The sequence below is a fragment of the Dactylosporangium sp. NPDC049140 genome (genome assembly GCF_040648435.1).
Genome location: NZ_JBEZDS010000030.1, coordinates 119,125 through 141,002, shown reverse-complemented (window position 1 = coordinate 141,002; position 21,878 = coordinate 119,125). Strand labels below are relative to the sequence as shown.

The following is a 21,878-nucleotide window of genomic DNA, read 5'->3' as shown; positions in this document are numbered from 1 at the left end:
CCTCGGGCCTCGCGCGTCGGGCCTCGCGCCCGCGCCTCGGGCCTCGGGCCTCGCGCGTCGGGCCTCGCGCCTCGCACTCTCGGGCCTCGCGCCCGCGCCTCGGGCCTCGCGCCTCGCGCCTCGGGCCTCGCGCCCGTGTCTGCGCCTCGCGCCCGCGCGTCGGGCCTCGCGCCCGCGCCTCGCGCCCGCGCCTCGCGCCTGCGCCTCGAGCCTCGGGCCTCGCGCGTCGGGCCTCGGGCCTCGCGCGTCGGGCCTCGCGCCCGCGCCTCGGGCCTCGGGCCTCGCGCGTCGGGCCTCGCGCCCGCGCCTCGGGCCTCGCGCCCGCGCGTCGGGCCTCGCGCCCGCGCCTCGCGCCCGCGCCTCGCGCCCGCGCCTCGCGCCCGCGCCTCGCGCCTGCGCCTCGGGCCTCGGGCCTCGCGCGTCGGGCCTCGCGCCCGCGCCTCGGGCCTCGGGCCTCGCGCGTCGGGCCTCGCGCACGCGCCTCGGGCCTCGGGCCTCGCGCGTCGGGCCTCGCGCACGCGCCTCGGGCCTCGCGCCCGCGCGTCGGGCCTCGCGCCCGCGCCTCGCGCTCTCGGGCCTCGCGCCCGCGCCTCGCGCCCGCGCCTCGCACTCTCGGGCCTCGCGCCCGCGCGTCGAGCCTCGCGCCCGGCACGGCCCTGAATCCGGTTTTCCGCCCGTCAGGCGAAAAATCCGACATGTCCGATCACGAAGTGTCGGACATGTCGGTATACGAGATGGACACACCCATAGAAAGCGTCGGACATGCCGGAAACGGGGGTCGGACATGTCGGGATCGAACTGTCGGGCGCGTCTGGGATCGAAGTGTCGAGCGCGTCTGGGATCAGGGCGCCCAACCTGTCCGGATCGGAGCGTCGGGCCCGCCCCGGAGGGCGCGTTCGGCCCGCCCGAGTGGCGCAGCTCAAGGCCGCGATGGTTGGGTGTGAGTCGTGCATCGGGTGTACAGCGTGGCCGTCTTCATCGTCCTGGCCTCGCTCGACAACGTGGCGATCGGGCTCGTCCCTCCGCTCTACTCTCCCATCAGCCGCGCCCTCGGTGTCGGCGAAGGCGCGCTCGGCGTCGTCACCGCCGTCAGCTACCTCGTCACGGCCGTGGCCGCGGTGGTGTGGGCGTACGCCGGGGATCGGACCGACCGTAAGCCCGTGCTCATGGTCGGCACGCTGATCTGGGCGGCCGGCACCGGGGCCACCGTGCTCGCCGGCGGGTACTGGGGGTTCCTCGGGGCGCAGCTGCTCGCGTCCGTCGGGCTCGGGGCGGTCGGGTCGGTCGGGTTCTCCGTGGTCAGCGACCTGATCTCGCCCAAGCGCCGCGGGCTGGTCATGAGCCTGTGGGGGCTGTCGCAGGGGGTCGGGACGCTCGCCGGGGTGCTCGTCGCCAGCCAGCTCGGGGGGAAGGACTGGAAGGCCCCGTTCTACGTGCTGGCCGCGCTCGGGGTGGTGGCCTCCATCGCGTACTTCACCACCGCCGACATCCGCCGCGGGCAGAGCGAGCCCGACCTGGCCGCGGTGTTCGCGGCGGGGGAGGAGTACGAGCACCGGATCTCCCGGGCCGACCTGCCCCGGATCGCCGCGCGGCGGACCAACGTGTGGCTGGTGCTGCAGGGGCTGACGGCCCAGGCCGCGTTCGGGTCGCTGGTCTGGCTGCCGCGGCTGTTCCAGGCCCGGGCCGAGGCGCAGGGGTACGACGAGCAGTCCGCGATCGCCGTCGGCGGGCTGCTCGCCACGCTGTTCCAGCTCGGCGGGGTGCTGTCGATCGTCGGCGGGCTGATCGGCGACCGGTGGCAGCGGCGCGACCAGGGCGGGCGGGCGAAGGTGGCGGCGATCGGCATCCTGGCCGGAGTCCCGCTGTACGTGCTGCTGTTCTTCGCCCCGATCGGCCTGCCCGCGCCGCGCGACCGGCCGGCGCTGGAGGTCGTGCTCGGGTCGCTGTTCACGTCGCCCGGGCTGCTCGGGGCGTTCCTGCTGGCCCTGCTGGCGCTCGCGCTCACCTCGGCGAACTCGCCGAACTGGTTCGCGCTGATCGCCGACGTCAACCCGCCGGAGCACCGCGGCACGGTGTACTCCATGGGCAACCTCGTCAACGGCGTCGGCCGCGCGGCCGGCAACGGGCTCGTCGGGGCCGTGTTCGCGACCCTCGCGCGCTCGTTCCCGCCGCCGGCCAACCTGGCCATCGGCCTCGCCGCGTTCCAGGTCTTCTTCATTCCGACCGGGATCATGTACTGGCTGGCCTCGCGCACCTCGCCGCGGGACATCGGCGAGGTGCACGCGCTGTTGCAGGCCCGGGCGGCCGCCGAGGTCAGTTCCCGAACGCCCGCTGGTGGCTCGGCGGGGTGAACTGCACCACCGGCTGACCCTGCAGGCCGGCCTTCAGGGTGTACGTCACCGCGTTGTTGATCACCGGGTGCGACATGGTCTTGTTGATCTGCGGGTTGTCCGGGTCCGTGAGGATCCCGGCCACGGCCAGCTGCTTGGTCATCGCCACGAAGGTTGCGCTCTTGCCACTGTCGGTGGTGCCGGTCTTGCCGGCCACCGGGCGCCCGACGTCGCCGCGCACGTTTGTCGCGGTACCACTGCCCGGGCAGGCGCCGAACGCGGACTGGTCGCCGACCGGGCACCGGGCCATGTCCACGGCCGCGCGCGCGATGTCGGGGTCGACGACCTGCTTGCACTGCGGCTGCCCGGCGTCGATCTTGTTGCCGTTGACGTCGCGGATCTCGGTGACCGGCGTCGGCGCGCAGTACTTGCCGTCGGCGGCCAGGGTCGCGTAGGCGCCGGCCAGGTCCAGCGGCGTCGTGTCCGACACGCCGAGGGTGAACGCGCCCCACTCCTTGGCGTCCTTGGCGAAGCTCGCGTCGTTGGGCGAGCGGAACTGGATGCCGAGGCGCTTGGCCACGTCGACGACGTGGTCGGCGCCGACGCGCTGCTCCAGCGGGACGAAGTACGTGTTGAGCGACATCCCGAAGCCCTGCCACATGTTGAACGTGCCGATCGGGTCGCCCTCGGAGTTCTTCGGGCAGTAGTGCGGGCCGTTGCAGGCCGCGGGGCTGCTCGCGTCGATCGGGTAGTCGGAGACGAACTGCGCCTGCACGTCCTCGGTGTGGTTCAGCGGCAGCCCGGCCTCCATCGCGGCGACCGCGGTGAAGATCTTGAATGAGGAGCCGGCCTGGTAGCCGGGCACGTCGGGGCCGCCGGTGATGAACGGTACCGTCGTGTTGGGGTAGTTGCCCTTCTGCCCCTTCTTGTCCGGGTTGGTGCTCGCGCCGTTCGCCGTCTGGTCGTTGCTGAAGTTCCGGTTCGTGGCCAGCGCCTGCACCCGGCCCGTGCCGGGCTCGACCGCGGCGACCATCACCGCCTCCGAGTTGCCCAGGCCGACCTTCGCCGAGCCGACGCCGGGCTGGTCCTTGGCGTATTTGAACGCCGCGGCCTGGGTCTGGACATTCAAAGAACTGATGATGGTGTACCCGCCCGAGCGCAGCTTGTTCTCCCGGTCGAACGCGTCGGCGCCGAACGCCGGCTGCTCGTCCCACCAGCGGCGCAGGTAGTCGCACAGGAACCCGGCGCCGAGATCGGCCCGCTGGACGGACTCGCAGCCCTCGGGGGTGCGCTGGCCGACGATTGTCAGCTTCTGGGCCTTGGCCTCGTCGCGCTGCTGCGGCGTGATGTACTTCATCGCCACCATCTGGTCGAGCACGTACGCCTGGCGCGTGATCGCCTTCGGCAGCCCGTCCGCGGTCGCGGGGTCGTTTGTCGAGGGCGCCTTCACCAGCCCGGCCAGCAGCGCGGCCTCGCCGAGCGTGAGGTCCTTGGGGTCCTTGCCGAAGTAGACGTGCGCGGCCGCGTAGATGCCGAAGGCGCCGTGGCCGAAGGTCGAGATGTTGAGGTACCGCTCCAGGATCTGCTCTTTGGTGAGCTTCTTCTCCAGCGCCATCGCGAGCTTCATCTCTTTGAGCTTGCGCGCCGGCGTCTTGGCGGTCGCGTCGACGACGTCCTGCGGGGTGCGGGCCGAGTACGCGGTCGCTTGGCGCACGTACTGCATCGTCAGCGTCGAGGCGCCCTGCTGGTCGCCGCCGTTCTCGTTGTTGACGAACGCCCGGGCCACGCCCTTGAGGTCGACGCCCTTGTGCTCGTAGAAGCGGTTGTCCTCGGCCGCGACCATCGCCTGGCGCATCACCTCGGCCACGTCGGCGATCGGCACGTCGCGGCGGTTCTCGTCGTACATCATCGCCAGCAGCGTCTTGCCGTCGCTGGCATAGACGTAGGAGATCTGCGGCGACGGCAGCACGTCGAGGTCGGTGGGCAGGTCCTCGAAGGTGTCGGACCCGGACTTCGCGGCCAGCCCCGAGAAGGCGAGCCCCGGGAACGCGGCCGCGGCGACCACCACCCCGGCGAACAATCCGCACAGCAACAACGAGGCGACGGCCTTCAAGGCCACATTGGGACGCAGACGCACTCTTAAAGCCCTACCCGATCGGGCCGCCGGCGACACGTGAAAAACGACACCGGCGGCCGTGACAACCGAATCCGCTTTTACAGGACCTTGAGGTGGAAGCCTCCGTCGACGTCGATGACCTGCCCGGTGGAGAACGGCAGCAGCCCGCTCGCGATCGCGACCACCGCCTTGCCGACGTCCTCCGGGGTACCCCACCGGCGGATCGGGGTCACGCCCTCCTCGAGGATCAGCCGATCGTACTTCTCCTTGACCCCGCCGGTCATGTCGGTCGCGATGATGCCGGGGCGGACCTCGTACACGTTGATGCCGTGCTCGGCCAGGCGCGCCGCGAACAGCTTGGTCAGCATCGACAGGCCGGCCTTGGTGATGCAGTAGTCGCCGCGGTTGACGCTGGCCGTGTACGCGCTCATCGACGAGATCGTCACGATGCGCCCCGCGGTGCCGGCCGCGATCATGCGGTTGGCGACCTGCTGGGTCAGGAAGTACGGCCCCTTGAGGTTGATCCCGACGAGCCGGTCGAACGACTCCTCGCCGGCCTCGAGGATGTCGGCGCGCACGTCGGGCGCGACGCCGGCGTTGTTCACGAGCAGCTCGATGTCGCCGAACGCCGCGTAGGCCTCCGCCACGAGCCGGGTGCGGTCCTCGGACCGGGCGAGATCAGCGCGTACCGTCGCCGCTTTCGCTCCCAGCTTCTCCACCTCGGCCGCGACCTCGTCGGCGGCGGCCGCGTTGCTCGCGTAGTTGACGACGACGTCCCAGCCGGCGCGGGCGAGGGCGAGCGCGATGCCCCGGCCGATCCCGCGCGAGGCCCCGGTGACGAGCGCGGCGCTCACGCCACCCCTCCGAAGAACGTGTAGTACGGGCCGTTGTCGAGGCGCAGCAGGTACAGGCCGAGCTCACGCAGGTGGTAGTCGCCCCACATGCTCGACTCGCCGTTGGGCACGCGCTGGCCCTCGTGGATCTGGTCCCAGCCGTTGGGGCGGTGGTAGACCGAGTGCAGCAGGAGGCCCTGGTGGTCCGGGTCGGTGCTGAGGTACGGCTCGCGCAGGAGCGTGCGCGCGACCGTCAGGCCCGCCTGGGTGTACCGCTCGTCGCCGAGCGCGTGCCCGAGGCGCAGCAGGCCCTGGGCCCCGATCGCGGCGGCGCTGGAGTCGACGGGCTCGTGGTCGTTGAACGGGTCCGCGGGCGCGCCGAGGTCGAGGTGGGCGACGCCGGGGGCGCCGGTGTCCCAGTAGGGCACGCCGTCGGCCGGGGACGAGTCGATGTAGAAGTCGCAGGTGGCCCGGGCGGCCTCGGCGAACGTGTCGTCGTCTGCCGATTCGAACTCCAGCAGCTCCGCGAACCCGAGCATCGCCCAGGCCAGGCCGCGGGTCCAGGTCGAGAAGGGGGAGTACCCCTGCTGCGTGCTCGGCGCCCGGAAGCGGCCGTCGTTGACGTTGAACAGGGCCTCGTGCACGGTGCGCCCGCGCACGTCGTAGGCGTCGCGCCCGGCGCCGTAGAAGACGTTGTACCTCGCGGTGTTGTACGCGTGCTGGCGCATCCGCTCGCGCAGGTCGATCCGCTCGTCGTGCTCGCCCATCAGCACGTGTCCGAGGCGGTGCGCGACGGCCAGGGACCGGCACGACCGGATGGTGTCGACGAAGAGCGACTGGGGGCCGTTGAAGCTGTAGATGTACCCGCTGCCGTCCTCGGTCTTCTGCCAGCGCGCGGCCTGGACCGCCCCGGAGACCTTCAACGCCAGCTCGGCGGCGGCCTTCTCGCTCTCCTCGACCCGGCCCTCCTTGACCAGGCGGAGGATCGCCCCGTACGTGCTCACGTTGTTGAACCCGTGGTCGTGCACGCCGATGTGGCTGACGTGGGGCGCCATCAGGTTTCGCGTCTGTTCCAGGCCGAGCGTCCGGAACCGGTCGTCGCCGGTCGCGTCGAACTGCAGCAGCGCCGAGCCCACCTGGAACCCCTGCGTCCACTCGGTCCAGCCCCGGGCCGTGTACCGCCCGTCGACCGTGAACACCGGCGACCCGCCACCTCCGTCCGGGTCCAGGGCCAGGATCTTCCCGGCGGAGAGCTCGAACATCCGCTCAACGTCGGCAACGAGATCCTTGCCGGTGAGTTCCGAATCGATGCGCAACATGCCCCGGATGCTACCCAGGAAAGCCCTTTCCTGGAAGCTGTGTTTCCCGGCTCGCTCGCGCTCGCGGTGGGGGAGCAAGCTCCACCCACACCCCCTCAGGATCTACGGCAGCGCGCTCGGGCACCGGATGAGCGCGCACCACCGGTGCTCGCCGGTCGACGACCTCATCCCACGCATCGGCGCCCTGCTCGTCGGGCGCCGGGCGCGGCCGTGTGGGTGCGGCGGTGCGGGGCGGACATGCGAGGATATGCGGCGATGGACATCGCGGTGGAGGACGTCGCCGCCCGCTGGGTCACGGCCTGGACGACGGGGCGCACGACGGACATCTTCAGACTTCTGGCCGCCGCCCCGGCGATCGAGACGAACCTGGACCCGGACGGCGACTTCATCGAACTCCTGACGGACTACGCGGCCGCCCTGGACTCGGTGACGGTCTTCTCACAGACGGTTCTGGACCGGCGGGCGGCCCTGGTCTACGACTGCGCCCTGTCGGGCGAGACTTTCCGCCTGGCCGAGTTCCTGACCGTCAACGAGGCGGGCCTGGTGACGGAGATCCGCCGGGTGTACGACCTCAGCGCCATCGAACGCCTCATGCCCCACCTGCTCCTGGAACACTGACGCCCGCCCTGCGCTCAGCGGGGCTTCTTCCTCAGCTTCTCCGCGGGTTTCCTCGCCCCCCGTTCTCATCGTCCCGCCCTTCTCTCGGCACCCCCAGACCAGCGGATTCGCGGGTTATCCACAGGCGAAAAGTTTGTCTTCCCCTCCGACCGCCGGGGGAGAAGGCTGGACGGCATGAAGGACAAGCAATCCCCGTCCCGGCTCCTCGGCCACCGCTCAGACGACAACGCCATCGACCGAGGCCCACCGATCAGTCCCTCCCACTAGCCGCCGGGCGGCGCCGGCCAAGCCGCGTCGTCCTCGCGGCCGGCCGCTTCCCTCAACGCGCGGAACCCGCACCGCGCCGGAACGCGATGCCGCGCCGCGATGGCCATGCCGCGCCGCCCCGGGCGGGGCCGGGCCGACCCGCAGCGCGCGGTCGGCCCAGTCCGCCCGCGAGCTGGTGCCGCTCCGCCCCGCGCGCTCGTTTCGCCCCGCGCTCGTTTCGCCCCGCGCTCGCTTCGCCCGCGGGCTCGTTTCGTCCCACGCTCGTTTGCCAGCGCGCTCGTTTCGCCCCGCGTTCGTTTCGCCCCGCGTTCGTTTCGCCCCGCGTTCGTTTGGCCTGCGCGTTCGTTTGGCCTGCGCGTTCGTTTGGCCTGCGCGTTCGTTTGGCCTGCGCGTTCGTTTGGTCCGCGCGTTCGTTTCGGTCCGCACCCTCGGCGGTGAGCGCCTCAGCGATGCCGGGCGGTCCGCCCCTCCGCGGTGGTCGGCGTCGGTCCGCGGTGGCCGGCAATATCGGGCAATCCCGCCCGTCCGCGGTGGCCGGCGGCGGTCGGCCTGTCCAGCGGCGGGCACCGGTTCGCCCGTCCGCGGCCGTCGGGTTCGGGTGGCCGGCAAGCGGCGGCGCGACTCGGTGCATCGCGTCGCGCACCGGTCCGGGAGGGCGACGGCGAATCGCCGCGCGCGCCGAGGGGGAGTGCGCACGGCGAAGGCCGGACCCCGCGCGGGGGTCCGGCCTCGTGGAGCCGCTGTGGACCAGCCGCTTGACGTCGACCGGGCCCTGCTGCTCGACGTGGGCCATCGAGGTGTACCGGATGCGCTCGCCGTTGAGGCCTTACGCAGGCGAAACCCGGTGATCACACAACGTGACGAGATGCTGTTCCGTAGCTCTCGGTGAAGTCCAGGGGCTGCCGCCAGCCGGGGGCGAACTCGGCCCACAGCGACAGGGCGACGGCGGCGCTCTCGGGCCGCTCGGCGGGGCGCTTGGCCATGCACTGGCGGCACAGCTCGGCCACCGAGCGTGGCAGCCCGGGGGTGAGGACCACCGGCGTCGGCGCGGCCTGCAGGAGCCTGGCCCCGGGCGCGTGGGGCGAGCGGCCGGTCAGCATGTGGTACAGCAGGACGCCCAGCGCGTACACGTCCCACGCCGGAGCGTGTTCGACCCGCGACGCCGACGGGTGCGCGAACGGTACCGCCAGCCCGAAGTCGATGATTTTGACGCCCGCCGTGGTCAGCATGACATTGTCGGCCGTCAAATCGCGGTGCGCGATGCCGCGGCGGTGCGCGACGGCGAGCAGCTCGGCGACCGAGGCCGCGATCTCCACCGCCTCCTGCCAGGGCACCGGGCCCTCGCCGAGGCGGGTCGCCAGCGGTACCCCGTTGAGCAGCTCCATCGCGACGGCCGGCACGGACACGCCTTCGGCCTCGATCTCGCCGAACGCGAAGACCTTCGGCACCGTGGGGTGGCGCATCCGCTGCATCAGGTGCGGCTCGCGGCGTGCGGCGTGACAGGCTCGGGTGTTGTTCGCGAACGCCGGGGCGAGTACCTTCACCGCCGCCGGTCTAATCCGCTCGAGGTCGACGGCCTCGTAGACCAGCGACATCCCGCCCCGGGCGATCGGACGGACCAGCAGGTAGCGGTCTAGCACCCTGCGGCCAACCTCGATCCCGGACACAATCGACGACTATTCCCTATCCGGTCGCACCAGCGGTAGCCCCAGCGAACTTCGACACAACACAATTTACGGTGATGGCTGCGACCATGAGCGTGATCGAAACCAATAGTTGACATCGCGGTAACTCTGGCTGACGCTGACCGCAGGAATCGCTCCCACAGGAGACTTGATGCCTGAGCACACCGACGAACCTGTACCACCTACTGTCACCGAGGTCGCCGCCGCCGCGGGGGTCTCCGCCGCCACCGTCTCCCGGGTCCTCACGGGCCGGGTGCGGGTCAGCACCTCCGCCCGGGTGTCGGTGCACGATGCCATCGCCCGGCTGGGGTACGTCCGCCACCGCGCCCCACGCCGGACCGACCACCAGGCCGCGGGCCTGCCCGTGGCCGCCGTCGTGTTCGAGCCGGCCGCCCGGCTCTTCCGCGACGGCTTCGTCGCGCGGCTGCTGGCCGGGGCCGAGGAGGAGCTGGCGACCCGCGGGGTGCCGCTGATCACCATGTCCGCCACGCGCGGCACGGTGGCCGGCTCCACCCAGTTCCTGACCGCGGGCGGGGTCGGCGGCGTGCTGCTCGTCGGCGCGCCGGCGCAGCACCCCCTCGCCGTGTCGCTGGCCGCGTCCCGGGTGCCGCTGCGCGCCGCGGGCCGGCCGGAGCTGGCCGTGCCCTTCGCCGACGTCGACAACCGCGACGGCGCCCGCCAGGCCGTGGAGCATCTGCTCCTGCGCGGCCGCAGGACGATCGCCACGATCGCCGGCCCGCCGGACTCGCCCGCGGCGGCCGACCGCCTCGAGGGGTACCGTCGCGCGATGATCGCCGCCGGCCGCCAGCCGCTCATCGCATACGGTGACTACACCACCCCGTCCGGTGGCCACGCCGCGGCCTGGCTGCTCGACCGCACCCCGCGCCTGGACGGGCTCTTCGTCGCCTCCGACGCGATGGCCGCCGGCGCGCTGCAGGCCCTGCGCAAGTCCGGCCGGCGGGTGCCCGAGGACGTGGCCGTGGTCGGCTTCGACGACTCCCCGGTCGCGAGTTTCACGACGCCCGCCCTGACCACGGTCCGCCAGCCCGTCGAGGAACTCGGCGCGGTCGTCGCCGCCCTGCTGCTCGACCCGGACGAGGTCACGCCGATCCTGCCTACCGAACTCGTTGTGCGGGCAACCACGTAGAATGCGCGGTGCTCAGCTGCGGGAGGGCGACATCCTCGCCCGCCGCTACATCCTCAAACAGCCCGTCGGCGCGGGCGGCATGTCGGTCGTCTGGCGGGCCTGGGACTCGGCCCTGGAGCGCACGGTCGCGGTCAAGGTCCTCGATGGCCCCATCGCGTCCGACGGCGGCCAGCGCGACCGCATCCGCCGCGAGGCCCGGGCCGCGGCCCGCATCGAGCACCCGAACGCGATCGGCGTGTACGACTACGGCGAGACGGTCACGCCGCGTGGTCGCATCGCCGCGTACGTGGTGATGCAGCTGCTCGACGGCATCTCCGTCGCCGCCCGCCTGGAGAAGGGCCCCATGCCGTGGCCCGAGGCGGTCGCGGTAGCCGCCACCGTCGCCGACGTCCTGCACGCCGCCCACCGCCGCGGCGTCGTGCACCGCGACGTGACCCCCGAGAACGTCATGCTCACCACCGACGGCGTGCGCCTGCTCGACTTCGGCATCGCCGCCGACATCGGCCAGCGCGAGGAGGCGATGACGTTCGGCACCCCGCCCTACGTCGCGCCGGAACGCCTGACCGGCGCCCCGACCAGCGGCGCCACCGACGTGTACGCGCTCGGCGTCCTGCTCTACGAGATGCTCACCGGCGCCCCGCCCTACCCGGCCACGACCTGGGAGGAGCTCGAGCGCGCCCTGGCCGCCGAGCGCCGCCCGGTCCTCAACGTGCCCGGCCTACCGGCCGCGGCCACCGCGGTGTGCCTGCGCTGCCTGTCCACCGACCCCCTGCGCCGCCCGACGGCCGCGGAAATGGCCAGCATCCTGGGCGCGAAGTCCGCGGCGTCCACAATGCTCACCCGCCGCCGAGCGTTGCTGTCCGTGCCGATCATCGTGACAGCGGCAGCGGTACTCACTGTGCTCATCCTGCAACAGGACGACCCCGGCCCGAGGCCCGGCGACAACGCGGCCCCCGGACCATCGGTAAGCATCCTCGTCTCGGTGGTACCGGGCCCCCCGAACCAGCAGGCCACCCCCACCCCGACCACGCAGCCACGCCGCTTGGGCACGGCCACCCAGACCGGCCCGGCCAGCCCGCCCGCCTCGCCCCCGGCCCCGCCGTCGCCCCTGACGCGCCAGGCCGCGGCCAAAGCCGTCCTGGACATCGTGGACCGCCGCTCCCAGACGAACGAAATCCGCCCGGACGTAGCGCTGGACATCCGCAACCAGGTGAACAACCTCCTGTCAGACGGCACGGACGCGGCACACCGCATCGAGGTGCTGCGCAGACAACTGACAGACCGAACCCGCGACGACTCCATAAGCGACGCCGCGTACGAGGAACTGGACGCAGCAGTAATCCAGTTCGGCCGAACTTTCTCAACCTGACGCGCCACCGCGGCATACGAACGGGCGAGTCGCTGTTTCCCGTGATACTTTTTCGCCCCGGCGGTCCGTTGGAACAATGACCGATCGATACCGGCTCTCGTAGACTTCGGCGACAGGCAGAATGCACTGGTCGACGAGGTCTCCGACTGATTGTTCCGAATCGTGACGCCACGACGGTCCCAACGCGATCGTGGCGCCATCGCGGGGCGGTTTCGCGTGTGGGCCCGCCCCGATCGGCGCTTTCCCCGCTCGGCCGTGCCGCGGGCTCCCAGTCGTTGCCGGCGCTGGCCTGCTCCACGGGTAGCCCATCCAGCGGGACGGAACGTTCGGCCTGCTCAACTGGCGGTCCGGGACGTTCGGCCTGCTCAACTGGCGGTCCGGGACGTTCGGCCTGCTCAACTGGCGGCCCGGAACATTCGGCCTGCTCAACCGGCGGTCCGGGACGGTCGGCCTGGCCGGAGAGCGGCCCGGCGCATTCAACCTGTTCAACCCGTCCCGGCCGGGCTGACGCAAGGGCAGCTGCCGCCCGCCGCTCATAGCTCGCCTTCGCCTCAGCCGCCCGCCGCGCGAAGCTCGCATACCCCGCCGCCTCACTGCCATATTCCCGCCGAAGCTTCTCCGCATACCGCCGCCGAAGCCCCCAGTAACGACGCTCCGCATGCTCCCGCCGAAACGCATCTTGAGAAGGCGACCAATTCCGCGCCCGAGTCCGATCCCGCATAGCAGCCACTTCCGCCCGACTGAACAACGATATCTGCCCCACCACAAAACAATTATCCCAACCACCCCAGAAACCCGCCGCCCCGCTTCATATAGCGCACAAATCCGGGACCACCGAATGACGACCCGCACGAACCCGCCGGCGAACCACGGCCTAGAGGAATAACCGCACGCAACAACGAACAGCGACCACGCTTACACGTTGCGGGAGCGCAAGCTCCCGCCACCATCGGCCGAGCGTCGTCGGGCAGCCCCAAAGTCCAAGTAACCCTGCGCTCGAGGCCACGCCAGAAGCCAGCAGACCCAACGTCGGTCACCCTTATCGGATTTTCCGGAAATGCCAGAATCACCGCTCAGGAGCAAGCCGATGCCGCACAGCCCACAGCGCCGCCTCAGTCCGCGAGGTAGCCCCCGTCTTGCGCAGAAGGTTCGACACATGAACCGCGACAGTCCGGATCGAGATCCCCAGCGAGCTCGCGACCTGCTGATTCGTCATCCCCGCAGCAAGACACCCGAGCACCTCCAACTCCCGCGCCGTCAGGTCACCACCCGCGCGCAGACTGTGCAACAGCGTCTCGGCCTCGGCCAGCCGCCACCCGGGCCAGTGCGCGAGCAGAGCCACCGCACGCTCCGCATGCCGACGGGCGTCGCCCGCGCGCCCGAGCCGCACCAAAGCATGAGCAGCCGCCGTGTGTACCGCCGCATCCTCAGCCCGCCCATCCCCGTCCCCGCGCCCAAGCACCGCCCCGCCGGCCTCGACCCCGCCGCCGACCTCATCGTCGGGCCCGACGCCGTCGGCAACGGCCGCGACCGCCGCCCGCCGCGCCGATCGCCGCACACCGGAGCCGGCCGCCCCGCGCCCGCGCGAGTCCCCGGAGATGAGCCCGATGATCCCCGTACCGCCGGCACCGAACCCACCGGGCCCGAGCCCGCCGGCATCGCCCCCCGCCGCCGGTACGCGGTGACGAACCCCCGCATCACTCAGCGTGTCGGCGCCCAGCGCAACCGGCAGGAGCTCGAGCGCGTCGGCATCGCGTCCCGCGGCCACGGCGAGCAGGAACCGCAGCCGCACAGGCCGATCGGGCACATGCTCCTCGACGACCGTCGCCGGTACCCCGCCGTGCAGCGCCCACCGCGCCGCCTCCGCGAGCCGGGCCGGCCCGCACCGCCCGACGCAGTCACGCAGAGCTTCCGCGGGATCAACGGGGTGTACTCCCCGTGCCGCCACCGCCACCCGCAACACCCGCACCAGCCCCGAGTCGCGCCCCTCAGCGTCGGCCCGTGCGAGCATCCGCACCGCAAGACTGTCGTCGCCACGCTCCAAAGCGAGCAGACCCGCGCGCGCAGTGAACCGCACCCGCTCAACCGGATCGCCTTCGATCGGCAGCCGCGACCAGACGAGCGCCTCGGCCCGGGCCAGGTCGCCGGTGTGCATCGCGTGCGCAACGCCGAGCGTGGTGGTGCGCCCGGCGCAGAACTCCAGCCCGTACCGCCCGATCGTCCCCATAGCCTCGTCGAACAGCCGCCAGCCCATGACCTCGCCCAGCCGCGGCAGGCTGACGGCCACCAGGTTGTGCACCGCACGTCCGATCGTGACGGGATCGTGCTCGCGCCCAGCAAGCTGCCGCGCCGCGCGCAGGAGCGCAACCCCCCGCTCAAAGTCCCCGGTCAGCGCCAGCGCCGTGCCGAGCGTGACCGACGCGGACGCAATCCCGACCCCGGCCCGCTCGGCGGCCCCAACCGCAGCCTCGGCGAGCGGCAGCGCGGAAGCAGCGTCCTCGGTACGCAGCGCACTCTCAGCCTCGGCCGCCCGCTGCCGCGCCAACGAAGCCGCCGACCCTCCAACGGCCGCGGCCCGGTCGAGCGACCGCCGATGCCCACCGGGGTCCCCGAGACACCACCGAACGGCCGCGAGCTGCCGATGCGCATCAGCCGTCCCGTCACGGTCATCCGTCTGCTGTACCTCGTGCAGCCAGTCCCCGGCATAGTTGGCAGCAACCTCAAAGCGAGCACTGACAAACGCCGCCGCGGCCCCAACCCCAGCGAGAGCAACCCAAACCTCGTCACGATCGAGCACCGCTGACTGCCCACCGCGCGCACTGGCCGACAAACTTGACTGCGCGTCCTGCGCATTCGAGCGCGCGCCCGGCCGCACATTACGCGCGACGCTCTGCACGTCTAACTGTCCGTCGTGCCCCGTGAACTGAGCGTCCTGCGCATTTAAATGCCCGCCCGGCTGTGCTTTGTGCACGGCGCGCGATGCGTCGTGCGCGGTGCTCTGCACGCCTGACTGTCCGTCGTGCGCGGTGCGCTGTGCGTCTAGCTGTCCGTCGTGCGCAGTGAACTGCTCGTCGTGCGCGGTGAGTTGTGCACCTGGATGCCTGCTGTGCGCGATTGGCTGTGTGTCCGGCTGCGCATCGTGTGTGTTCGATTGTGCAAGTGGCGGTTGCTCGAGGCCCACGGAAGATCTGTGGTCGGGTGGTACAGACCCGGACCCGCCGCCGTGGCCATCATCGGAAGTGCGGACGGGCAGGCTCAAACCCAGCGCGACCAGGTCCAGCGCCGCCTCCGGCAGGCCCGTGGCCAGGCTGGCCGCCGCGCCGCGGGCGGCGGCTGTGCGGGCTTCCGTGGTACGACCCAAGGCGGCCGCATGCCGGGCCAGCGCGGCGTTGTCGCCCAGCTCGACGGCCAGTCCGCGCGCGAGTGAGTGCACGCGTGTGCGTTCGCGCGGCATCACGCCCGCGGCGAGCGCTTCGCGCAGGAGTGGATGACGGAATCTGAGCGATCCGGTCGGCGCCAGGTCCGGGGCGATGAGCAGGAGGCCGAGGTCGAGCAGCCGGCGCAGCGCAGGCTCGACGTCGCCGCCGCAGACGTGGAAGAGCACGTCGCTCTCCACCGGGTCGCCGAGCAGTGCCGCCGCCCGGGCCACCCGCCCGACCAGCTCCGGTTCGCTCGACAGCGGCTCCACGAGCAGGCCGACGACGTGCGGGGGGAGCGGGGCGGCGGGCAGGTCGCCGGCGGTGTCGTACGCCGCCAGGAGCTCGGCCAGCCAGAACGGGTTCCCGCCGGTCCGCCGCCGCGCGCCGCGGACGACCTCGGGGGCGGGGGCGCTGCCGTACGTGGCCTCGATCAGCTCGGCGGTCTCGCGCGCGGTGAACGGTGCGACATGAACGCGCAGAACGGACGGCGAACCGCCGAGCCGGCGCAGTGTGCGCGCGGCCGCGGGGGCGAACGCGGCCTCCTGCGGCGGGCGGCTCGTCACGAGCAGGAGCGCGGGCAGCGTCTCCGCCGCGGCCGCGAGCTCGGCGACGAGCGCCAGGCTGGCCGGGTCGAGGTCGTGCAGGTCCTCGACGACGACGATGCCGAGTTCTGAGTGATTGGTGGCGGTACCGCTCAATAACGCACGTACAACGTCGACCGCCGCGCGCAGTGTCGTCGCCGGGGCGAGTCGCGGCTCGGCCGCGTCCAGGGAGCGCTGCGCGAGCCGGTTGAGCAGCGACTCCTCGACGGGCAGGGTCGCCGCCGGGCGCCCGTTGAGCACCGAGGCCAGCCAGTCGTACGGGGCCGCGCCCTGCGGCCGCGCCGAGCCCCGCAGCACCGCCGTGCCATCGAGGTCGAGGCGGCGCAGCACCTCCGCGACCAGCCGGCTCTTGCCGCTGCCGCCCTCGCCGGTGATGAGCACGATCCCGGGCCGCCGCGCCGCCCACGCCGCCTCGATCTCGGCGAGTTGGGCCGCTCGTCCGATGAAGGGGGCGGTCGGCATGCGGTCACGATACGCACAAGTGCGTAGAGACGCCCGCCGTATCGATACGGCACGCTGTCAGGCATGGCAGAGGGTGTCGCAGAGGGCGTGGTCGACGAGGGTCATCAGCCGCTCGCCCTGCATTGGGCCGCGCGCACCGACACCGGCCTGGTGCGCAACCAGAACCAGGACTCGGTGTTCGCGGGCGACCGGCTGCTCGCCGTCGCTGACGGCATGGGCGGCATGGCGGCCGGTGACGTGGCCAGCCGGCTCGCGATCGAGGCGATGGGCCCGCTCGACGAGGAGTTCGCCGGCAACGACCTGCTCACCGCGCTGCGCACCGCGGTGTCGGACGCCAACCGGCGCATCCGTGACGAGGTCGAGGAGGACCCGTCGAAGCTGGGCATGGGCACGACGCTCACCGCGATCTTGTTCTCCGGCGAGCGGATCGGCCTGGTCCACATTGGAGACTCCCGGGCGTACCTGCTGCGCGGCGACGAATTCGCCCAGATCACAAAAGACGACACATACGTGCAGTTGCTCGTGGACGAAGGGCGCATCACGCTCGACGAGGCCGCGACCCATCCGCAGCGCTCCCTGGTCAGCCGGGTCCTGCAAGGACAACCGACCGATCCTGTGTACTCCGTCACCGCCGCCCGCGCCGGCGACCGCTACCTGCTGTGCAGCGACGGCCTGTCCGGCGTGCTGCGCGCGGAGACGATCGAGGAGGCGATGCGCGAGTACACGGACGTCGACGAGTGCGTCGAGCGCCTCGTCGATCTGGCCCTGCGCGCCGGCGGCCCGGACAACATCACGGCCGTGATCGCGGACATCGTGGGTGATGACGTACCCGAGCGCCGCGGCCTGCGCCACCGCCTGCGTTCCTGGCTGGGCCGCGACGAGATCAGCAACGCCCGGCTTCCCGCGTAGGCGGCTCCCAGGCCGAAACCTTCTCCGCGCCGCGCACCAACACGCGCGCGGGCAACACGCGCAACACGGCCCGCGCAAGGGCACCCGACATCCGACCGGCGAGCCGGCTGCGCCGCACCACCATGGCCACCCGCGGCCGCCGAATCCGGTCGTACTCCACGAGCGCCTCCGCAACCGATCGCCCCATGCGCACATTTGTGTCCGTCCGCGACACGGACACAAATGGTGGAGAAATGAGCGCCTCGGCGGCCGGCGGCGTCAGGTGCGCGGTTGGCGTGGACGGTGAGGTGCGCGTTTCTGTAATCGGCGGCGTCAGGTGCGCGGTTGGCGTGGACGGTGAGGTGCGCGTTTCTGTAATCGGCGGCGTCAGGTGCGCGGTTGGCGTGGACGGTGAGGTGCGCGTTTCTGTAATCGGCGGCGTCCGATGCACTGCTGAAGCGGACGGCGACGTGCGTGTTTCTGCAATCGGCGGCCGCACGAGCGCCTCCGTCGGACGCGGTCTGCGCGTGGGCGACGGCGGCTGTGATACGAGTGCGGCGAGTGTTACCGCGTCCTCCAGGGCCTGGCACGCGCCCTGGCCGAGGTATGGCGTCATTGCGTGCGCTGCGTCGCCGACCAGGGCCACTCGGTCACCGAACCGCATCGGCGCCACCGGGTGCAGGTCGTGCAGTGGGTGGTGCAGCAATGTGTTCGGATCGGTCGCGGCCAGCAGGCGCGGGATCGGATCGTGCCAGGCCGCGAACCGGTCGGCCAGCTCGGTGAGCTGCTCGGTCCTGGACGTGGTGCGCAATGGGCCGGGCGCTACGGCGTACCAATAGACGCCGCGCTTGCCCATCGGGGCGTAGCCGAAACGGTGGCCGCCCGGGCCCATTGTCTCGCCGCCGCTGGTGATGTTCGGGTCTGGTGGTACTACGGCGCGCCAGGACACGTTCGTGCTGTCGCGGATGCGCACTTTGGGTGCGTACTGTGCGCGCACCGCACTGCCGATTCCGTCCGCTCCGACGATCAGATCGGCGTCGAGGGTGCGCACATCTGTCACGTTGACGCCGGTACGGACGGAAAGGCCCTCGGCCAGGATCTCGTGCAGATCCGCGCGATGCACGACGATCGGGCCGGCCGCAACCGTGACCCGCGACAGCCAGGCACCGTCCGCGGTGCGCAGGCCACCGCCCGTGATCGGCGTCCCGGCGGCCCGGACGCGCGAGCCCACGCCGAGCCAGTCCAGGGCCCGCAGCGCGTTAGGCCACAACGACAACCCGGCCCCGGCCGCCTCCAGCCGCGGCTGCCGCTCCAGCACCGCCACGTCCCAGCCGCACAGCGTCAGCCCACGGGCCGTCGCCAACCCACCAATCCCGCCCCCGACAACAATCGCGCGCACGCTTCCTCCCCGATTCGGACGGATAACCCAAGTGCCGCATAACCCAACACAACCAGCGCATCCCCCGTCAGGGTATATGTCCGAAATGTCGGGCCTAGCGAAGCGGCCCGACATTTCGCCGAGAAGCCCGCTACAGATGTAGCAAGCGCACGCTACACCTGTAGCATCCACCCCGTGAAGCAACAAGACGCGGATCGCAAGAGCCGCCTCGCCGACGCCGCCATCGAGGTGCTCGGCCACGACGGCGTACGCGCCCTCACCCACCGCGCCGTAGACACCCGCGCCGGCCTGCCCCAAGGCACCTGCAGCTACCACTTCCCGACGCGCAACGCCCTGCTCACCGCCGCCCTCGAGCGCATCGCCGAGCTCGACCTGCAGGACACTGAGGGCGCCGACCTGGCGGAGGTACTGCAGCGCTGGGCAACTTCCCACCGGACCAGGGCGCGCTTCATGCTCATGCTCGACCCGCAGGCGCGCCGAGAGCTGGGCGAGGCCGCGGCCCGGCTCGCCGGCGGCTTCGTCGAGCGGGCCGAGGCACTCACCGGCTCGAGACAGCGCGGGCGGCTGCTGATCGGGCTGATCGACGGGCTGCTGCTGGACGAGCTCACCCGCGGTACCGTCGCCGAAGCAGAACGCCGCGAACGGATCGAGGCCGTTCACCGGATTGTCACGACCGGTCAGTAACCCCGAGCGCCTCGCCTCGTTGATCGGGTTGAGCACATCCCCAGCGCTTCCTCGTGAAAGCGGCACTGCAGTGATCGGCAACCCGCGCACGTTCTGGCTCGTTCTGCTCACCACGGCGGCCGCCCTGAGCGCCGCCGCCGCCATCGGGCCGGTCCTCGGCCTCGTCGCGGTCGCCGTCGCGGCCGCGGGCGCCGCGCTGTTACACGCCGGTGCGCTGATCAGGCTGGCGCTGCGGATCCACCACGGCCGGCGCGACTTCGGGCCGTGCCGCGGGGCCGGGTTCCTCGGCATGGGAGCGCTCATCGCCGGCGCGGGCGTCGCCGTCACCGGCGTCCTGGCGCTCGTCCCGGGGCCGGTCGCCGCCGCGACGACGCTGCTCGCCGCCCCGACGTACCTCCTCGGCCTGCTCCTGCTCCCCGGCGCCGCGCCGACCCTCGGGGCCCGGCTGCGCCGCCTGCTGGACGGCGCCGGCATCGGCGTGAGCCTCTTCTACTGCGCGTGGGTGCTGGCACTGGGCCGCACCGCGCCGCCGGGCACCGGGCCGCTGCGGCTGGCCGTGGCCGTCACCGGCTCGGTGGCCGTCGCCGTCGCGGTCGTCACCGGCCTGCGCGCCGTGCGGCACCGTCCCGCGGCGCTGGGCTGCGCCGGCGGAGCCGCACTTTCGATCGTCGGCCTTGACGTGTACTCCCTGTTGCTCCTCGGTCACCACCGTGCCTGGCCCGCAGCTCCCGGCGCGGTCACCGCGGGCCTCGTGGTCGCCGGGCTCGCGATGGTCGCGGGCCCGTTCCTCATCACCGCGGGCGCCCGCCGGGCCGGCGACGAGCCGACCCGCCCCGAGGCGTACGACGAGGGCGGCACGCTCGCGGCGTACCCGCTGCTCATGGGCCCCGCCCTGCTCGCCGTCATCGTCTCGGCCTTCCACCTGCTCACCGGGGGCCGGTTCGACGCCACATCGGTCAGCCTGGGCGTGGCCGCGTTCGCCGCCCTCGCCGTGCGTGAGCTGCTCGCCGCGCGTGACATCCGGCGGTACGCGCTGAGGCTCGCCGGCCGCGAAGCCCGCTTCCGCACCCTGGTGTCCGGCTCGACCGACGTCACGATCGTGCTCGACGCCGACCTCGTCGTGCGCTGGCAGAGCCCGGCGGCCGCGCGCCAGTTCGGCCTGTCCGACCAGGACGCGCTCGGCCGCCCGCTGACCGACCTGCTCCACACCGAGGACCACGGCCCCGTCACCGAGGCGCTGCGCGCCGTGCTCGACGGCCGTCAGAACGTACTCGTGCAGGCCCGCCTCCGCGACGGCTTCGGCCGCTGGCGCGACACTGAGTCGACGGTCAGCGACCAGCGCACCGCGCCGGAGGTGGCCGGGCTCGTCGTGCACGTACGCGACGTCGGCGACCGCACGCAGCTGCAGCGAACGCTCGACGAGGTCGCGTGGACCGACGACCAGACCGGCCTGGCGAACCGCCGCCGGTTCGTCGCCGCCGCGGGCGAGGCCTGCCACGAGGGCCGCCCCGGCTCCCTGCTCGTGCTGGAGCTGGACCGGTTCGAGAGCGTCGCGGACCTGCACGGCCCGGCGGTCGCCGGTGCGGTACTGATCGAGGCCGCCCGCCGCCTGCGCACCGCGACGGCCCCCCGGGACGGCGCCGACGGCCTCGCCGGCTTCCCCGCCCGCCTCGGCGGCACCGCGTTCGCCGTGCTCGTCGAGGCGCCCCTGGTGCACGCCTTCGCCCTGGCCACGCGCCTGGCCACCGCCCTGGCCGAGCCCTTCCACCTGCCCGGCCACACGGTGCATCTGACCGCGGACGTCGGCGTGGCCGATCTCCTTGGCGCCGGTACCGCCGAAGAAGCCCTTCGCCACGCGGACGTGGCCCGCCGCCGGGCCCGCCAGCTGTCCCGGCCGCGCGACGGCAACCGCGTGGAGTGCTACGACAAGTCGTTCGAGGCCGCGCTGGTCCGCCGCACCGACATCGAGCAGCAGCTGCCCGGCGTCATCGGCCGCGGCGAGCTCGACATCGTCTTCCAGCCGATCGCCGACCTGGTCACCCGCCAGCCGGTGGGTGCCGAGGCCCTGCTGCGCTGGCGCCACCCGCGACTGGGCGCGGTGCCGCCGTCGGAGTTCCTCCCGATCGCCGAGGAGCTGGGCGCCGGCCTGGCCGAAGAGATCGGCGCCTGGGTACTGCACAAAGCCTGCCGCCAGCTCTCCCGCTGGCACCGCGACGGCCGGACGCTGTGGGTCTCGGTGAACGTCTCGGCCCGTCAGCTGGCGGCCGGCGGCTGGCTGACCACGGTCGCCACGGCGATCGACACCCACGACGTCCCGCCGGAGTTCCTCGTCGTGGAGGTGACGGAGGCCGCCCTGCCCGACGACACCCTGGCCGTGGAGCAGCTGGCCGGCCTGCGCGCCCTGGGCGTACGCACCGCCCTGGACCACTTCGGCACCGGCCCGACGGCGCTGTCGCACCTCCGCCGGCTCCCGATCGACGTCCTGAAGATCGACCAGACCCTCTTCGTCGAACCGGCCGGCCGCCGCGGCCCGGCCACCCCGATCGTCGACGTGGTGGTGGCCCTGGCCCGGCGCCTGGGCATCGACGTGATCGCGTGCGGGCTGGAGACGGCGTCGCACGTGGACGTGGTACGGGCGGCGGGCTGCCCGCTGGGCCAGGGCTACCTGCTGAACCCGCCCGACCACGCCGAGCACGTCGAGGCGTACCTGGAGCGCCACCGCGCCCCGGTGCTCTGACGG

At 72.4% G+C, this 21,878-nt stretch carries 12 protein-coding genes and 1 pseudogene; 7 read left to right on the top strand and 6 right to left on the bottom strand.

The annotated features are described in order from the left end of the window. Positions 1 to 947: 947 nt before the first annotated feature. Positions 948 to 2,351, top strand: coding sequence for an MFS transporter (locus AB0B76_RS36995; protein ID WP_360384358.1), 1,404 nt, complete (start codon positions 948 to 950; stop codon positions 2,349 to 2,351). On the opposite strand, the gene AB0B76_RS36990 is transcribed toward AB0B76_RS36995, so the two are convergent. From AB0B76_RS36990 to AB0B76_RS36980, 3 genes are all read right to left on the bottom strand, one after another. Continuing rightward, positions 2,314 to 4,443 carry a transglycosylase domain-containing protein gene (locus AB0B76_RS36990; protein ID WP_360384356.1) on the bottom strand — a complete coding sequence of 710 codons (2,130 nt, stop codon included), beginning with the start codon at positions 4,441 to 4,443 and terminating at the stop codon, positions 2,314 to 2,316. The genes AB0B76_RS36995 and AB0B76_RS36990 overlap by 38 nt on opposite strands. 101 nt (positions 4,444 to 4,544) lie before the next feature. Continuing rightward, positions 4,545 to 5,300 carry a 3-ketoacyl-ACP reductase gene (locus AB0B76_RS36985; RefSeq protein WP_360384354.1) on the bottom strand — a complete coding sequence of 252 codons (756 nt, stop codon included), beginning with the start codon at positions 5,298 to 5,300 and terminating at the stop codon, positions 4,545 to 4,547. Continuing rightward, complete coding sequence (locus AB0B76_RS36980) at positions 5,297 to 6,598, bottom strand: hypothetical protein (protein WP_360384352.1); 1,302 nt, start codon at positions 6,596 to 6,598, stop codon at positions 5,297 to 5,299. The genes AB0B76_RS36985 and AB0B76_RS36980 overlap by 4 nt, the downstream gene beginning before the upstream one ends. A gap of 255 nt (positions 6,599 to 6,853) precedes the next feature. Between AB0B76_RS36980 and AB0B76_RS36975 the strand changes: the two genes are divergently transcribed. Next, positions 6,854 to 7,216, top strand: coding sequence for a hypothetical protein (locus tag AB0B76_RS36975; protein ID WP_360384350.1), 363 nt, complete (start codon positions 6,854 to 6,856; stop codon positions 7,214 to 7,216). A 1,115-nt stretch (positions 7,217 to 8,331) separates the two neighbouring features. On the opposite strand, the gene AB0B76_RS36970 is transcribed toward AB0B76_RS36975, so the two are convergent. Continuing rightward, entirely contained in the window at positions 8,332 to 9,123 is a 792-nt protein-coding gene (locus AB0B76_RS36970) for a serine/threonine-protein kinase (RefSeq protein WP_360384348.1), read from the bottom strand. A gap of 196 nt (positions 9,124 to 9,319) precedes the next feature. Between AB0B76_RS36970 and AB0B76_RS36965 the strand changes: the two genes are divergently transcribed. Together AB0B76_RS36965 and AB0B76_RS36960 are read left to right on the top strand one after the other, a co-directional pair. Next, a complete protein-coding gene (locus tag AB0B76_RS36965; protein ID WP_360384346.1) occupies positions 9,320 to 10,315 on the top strand; it encodes a substrate-binding domain-containing protein in 996 nt (331 codons plus the stop codon). A gap of 1 nt (position 10,316) precedes the next feature. Then, positions 10,317 to 11,684, top strand: coding sequence for a serine/threonine-protein kinase (locus tag AB0B76_RS36960; RefSeq protein WP_360384344.1), 1,368 nt, complete (start codon positions 10,317 to 10,319; stop codon positions 11,682 to 11,684). Positions 11,685 to 12,750: 1,066 nt separating this feature from the next. On the opposite strand, the gene AB0B76_RS36955 is transcribed toward AB0B76_RS36960, so the two are convergent. Further along, entirely contained in the window at positions 12,751 to 16,167 is a 3,417-nt protein-coding gene (locus AB0B76_RS36955; RefSeq protein WP_360384342.1) for an AAA family ATPase, read from the bottom strand. Positions 16,168 to 16,230: 63 nt separating this feature from the next. Here AB0B76_RS36955 and AB0B76_RS36950 point away from each other — a divergent pair. Continuing rightward, a pseudogene (locus tag AB0B76_RS36950) lies at positions 16,231 to 16,977 on the top strand (protein phosphatase 2C domain-containing protein); the annotation flags it as partial. A gap of 73 nt (positions 16,978 to 17,050) precedes the next feature. On the opposite strand, the gene AB0B76_RS36945 reads toward AB0B76_RS36950, so the two are convergent. Then, positions 17,051 to 18,454 (bottom strand): FAD-dependent monooxygenase, encoded by a 1,404-nt coding sequence (locus AB0B76_RS36945; RefSeq protein WP_360384340.1) that lies wholly within the window; start codon positions 18,452 to 18,454, stop codon positions 17,051 to 17,053. 174 nt (positions 18,455 to 18,628) lie between these two features. Between AB0B76_RS36945 and AB0B76_RS36940 the strand changes: the two genes are divergently transcribed. Beyond that, the gene (locus AB0B76_RS36940) at positions 18,629 to 19,138 is read left to right on the top strand and encodes a TetR family transcriptional regulator (protein ID WP_360384338.1); all 510 of its coding nucleotides are present in this window, start codon (positions 18,629 to 18,631) and stop codon (positions 19,136 to 19,138) included. A gap of 70 nt (positions 19,139 to 19,208) precedes the next feature. Continuing rightward, positions 19,209 to 21,875 (top strand): EAL domain-containing protein, encoded by a 2,667-nt coding sequence (locus AB0B76_RS36935; RefSeq protein ID WP_360384336.1) that lies wholly within the window; start codon positions 19,209 to 19,211, stop codon positions 21,873 to 21,875. Positions 21,876 to 21,878: the final 3 nt, after the last annotated feature.

Bases quoted from the DNA above. Each gene is read 5' to 3' on its own strand.
- AB0B76_RS36980 (WP_360384352.1), bottom strand. From the start codon at position 6,598: ATGTTGCGCATCGATTCGGAACTCACCGGCAAGGATCTCGTTGCCGAC.
- AB0B76_RS36975 (WP_360384350.1), top strand. From the start codon at position 6,854: ATGGACATCGCGGTGGAGGACGTCGCCGCCCGCTGGGTCACGGCCTGG.
- AB0B76_RS36965 (WP_360384346.1), top strand. From the start codon at position 9,320: ATGCCTGAGCACACCGACGAACCTGTACCACCTACTGTCACCGAGGTC.
- AB0B76_RS36960 (WP_360384344.1), top strand. From the start codon at position 10,317: ATGCGCGGTGCTCAGCTGCGGGAGGGCGACATCCTCGCCCGCCGCTAC.
- AB0B76_RS36955 (WP_360384342.1), bottom strand. From the start codon at position 16,167: ATGCCGACCGCCCCCTTCATCGGACGAGCGGCCCAACTCGCCGAGATC.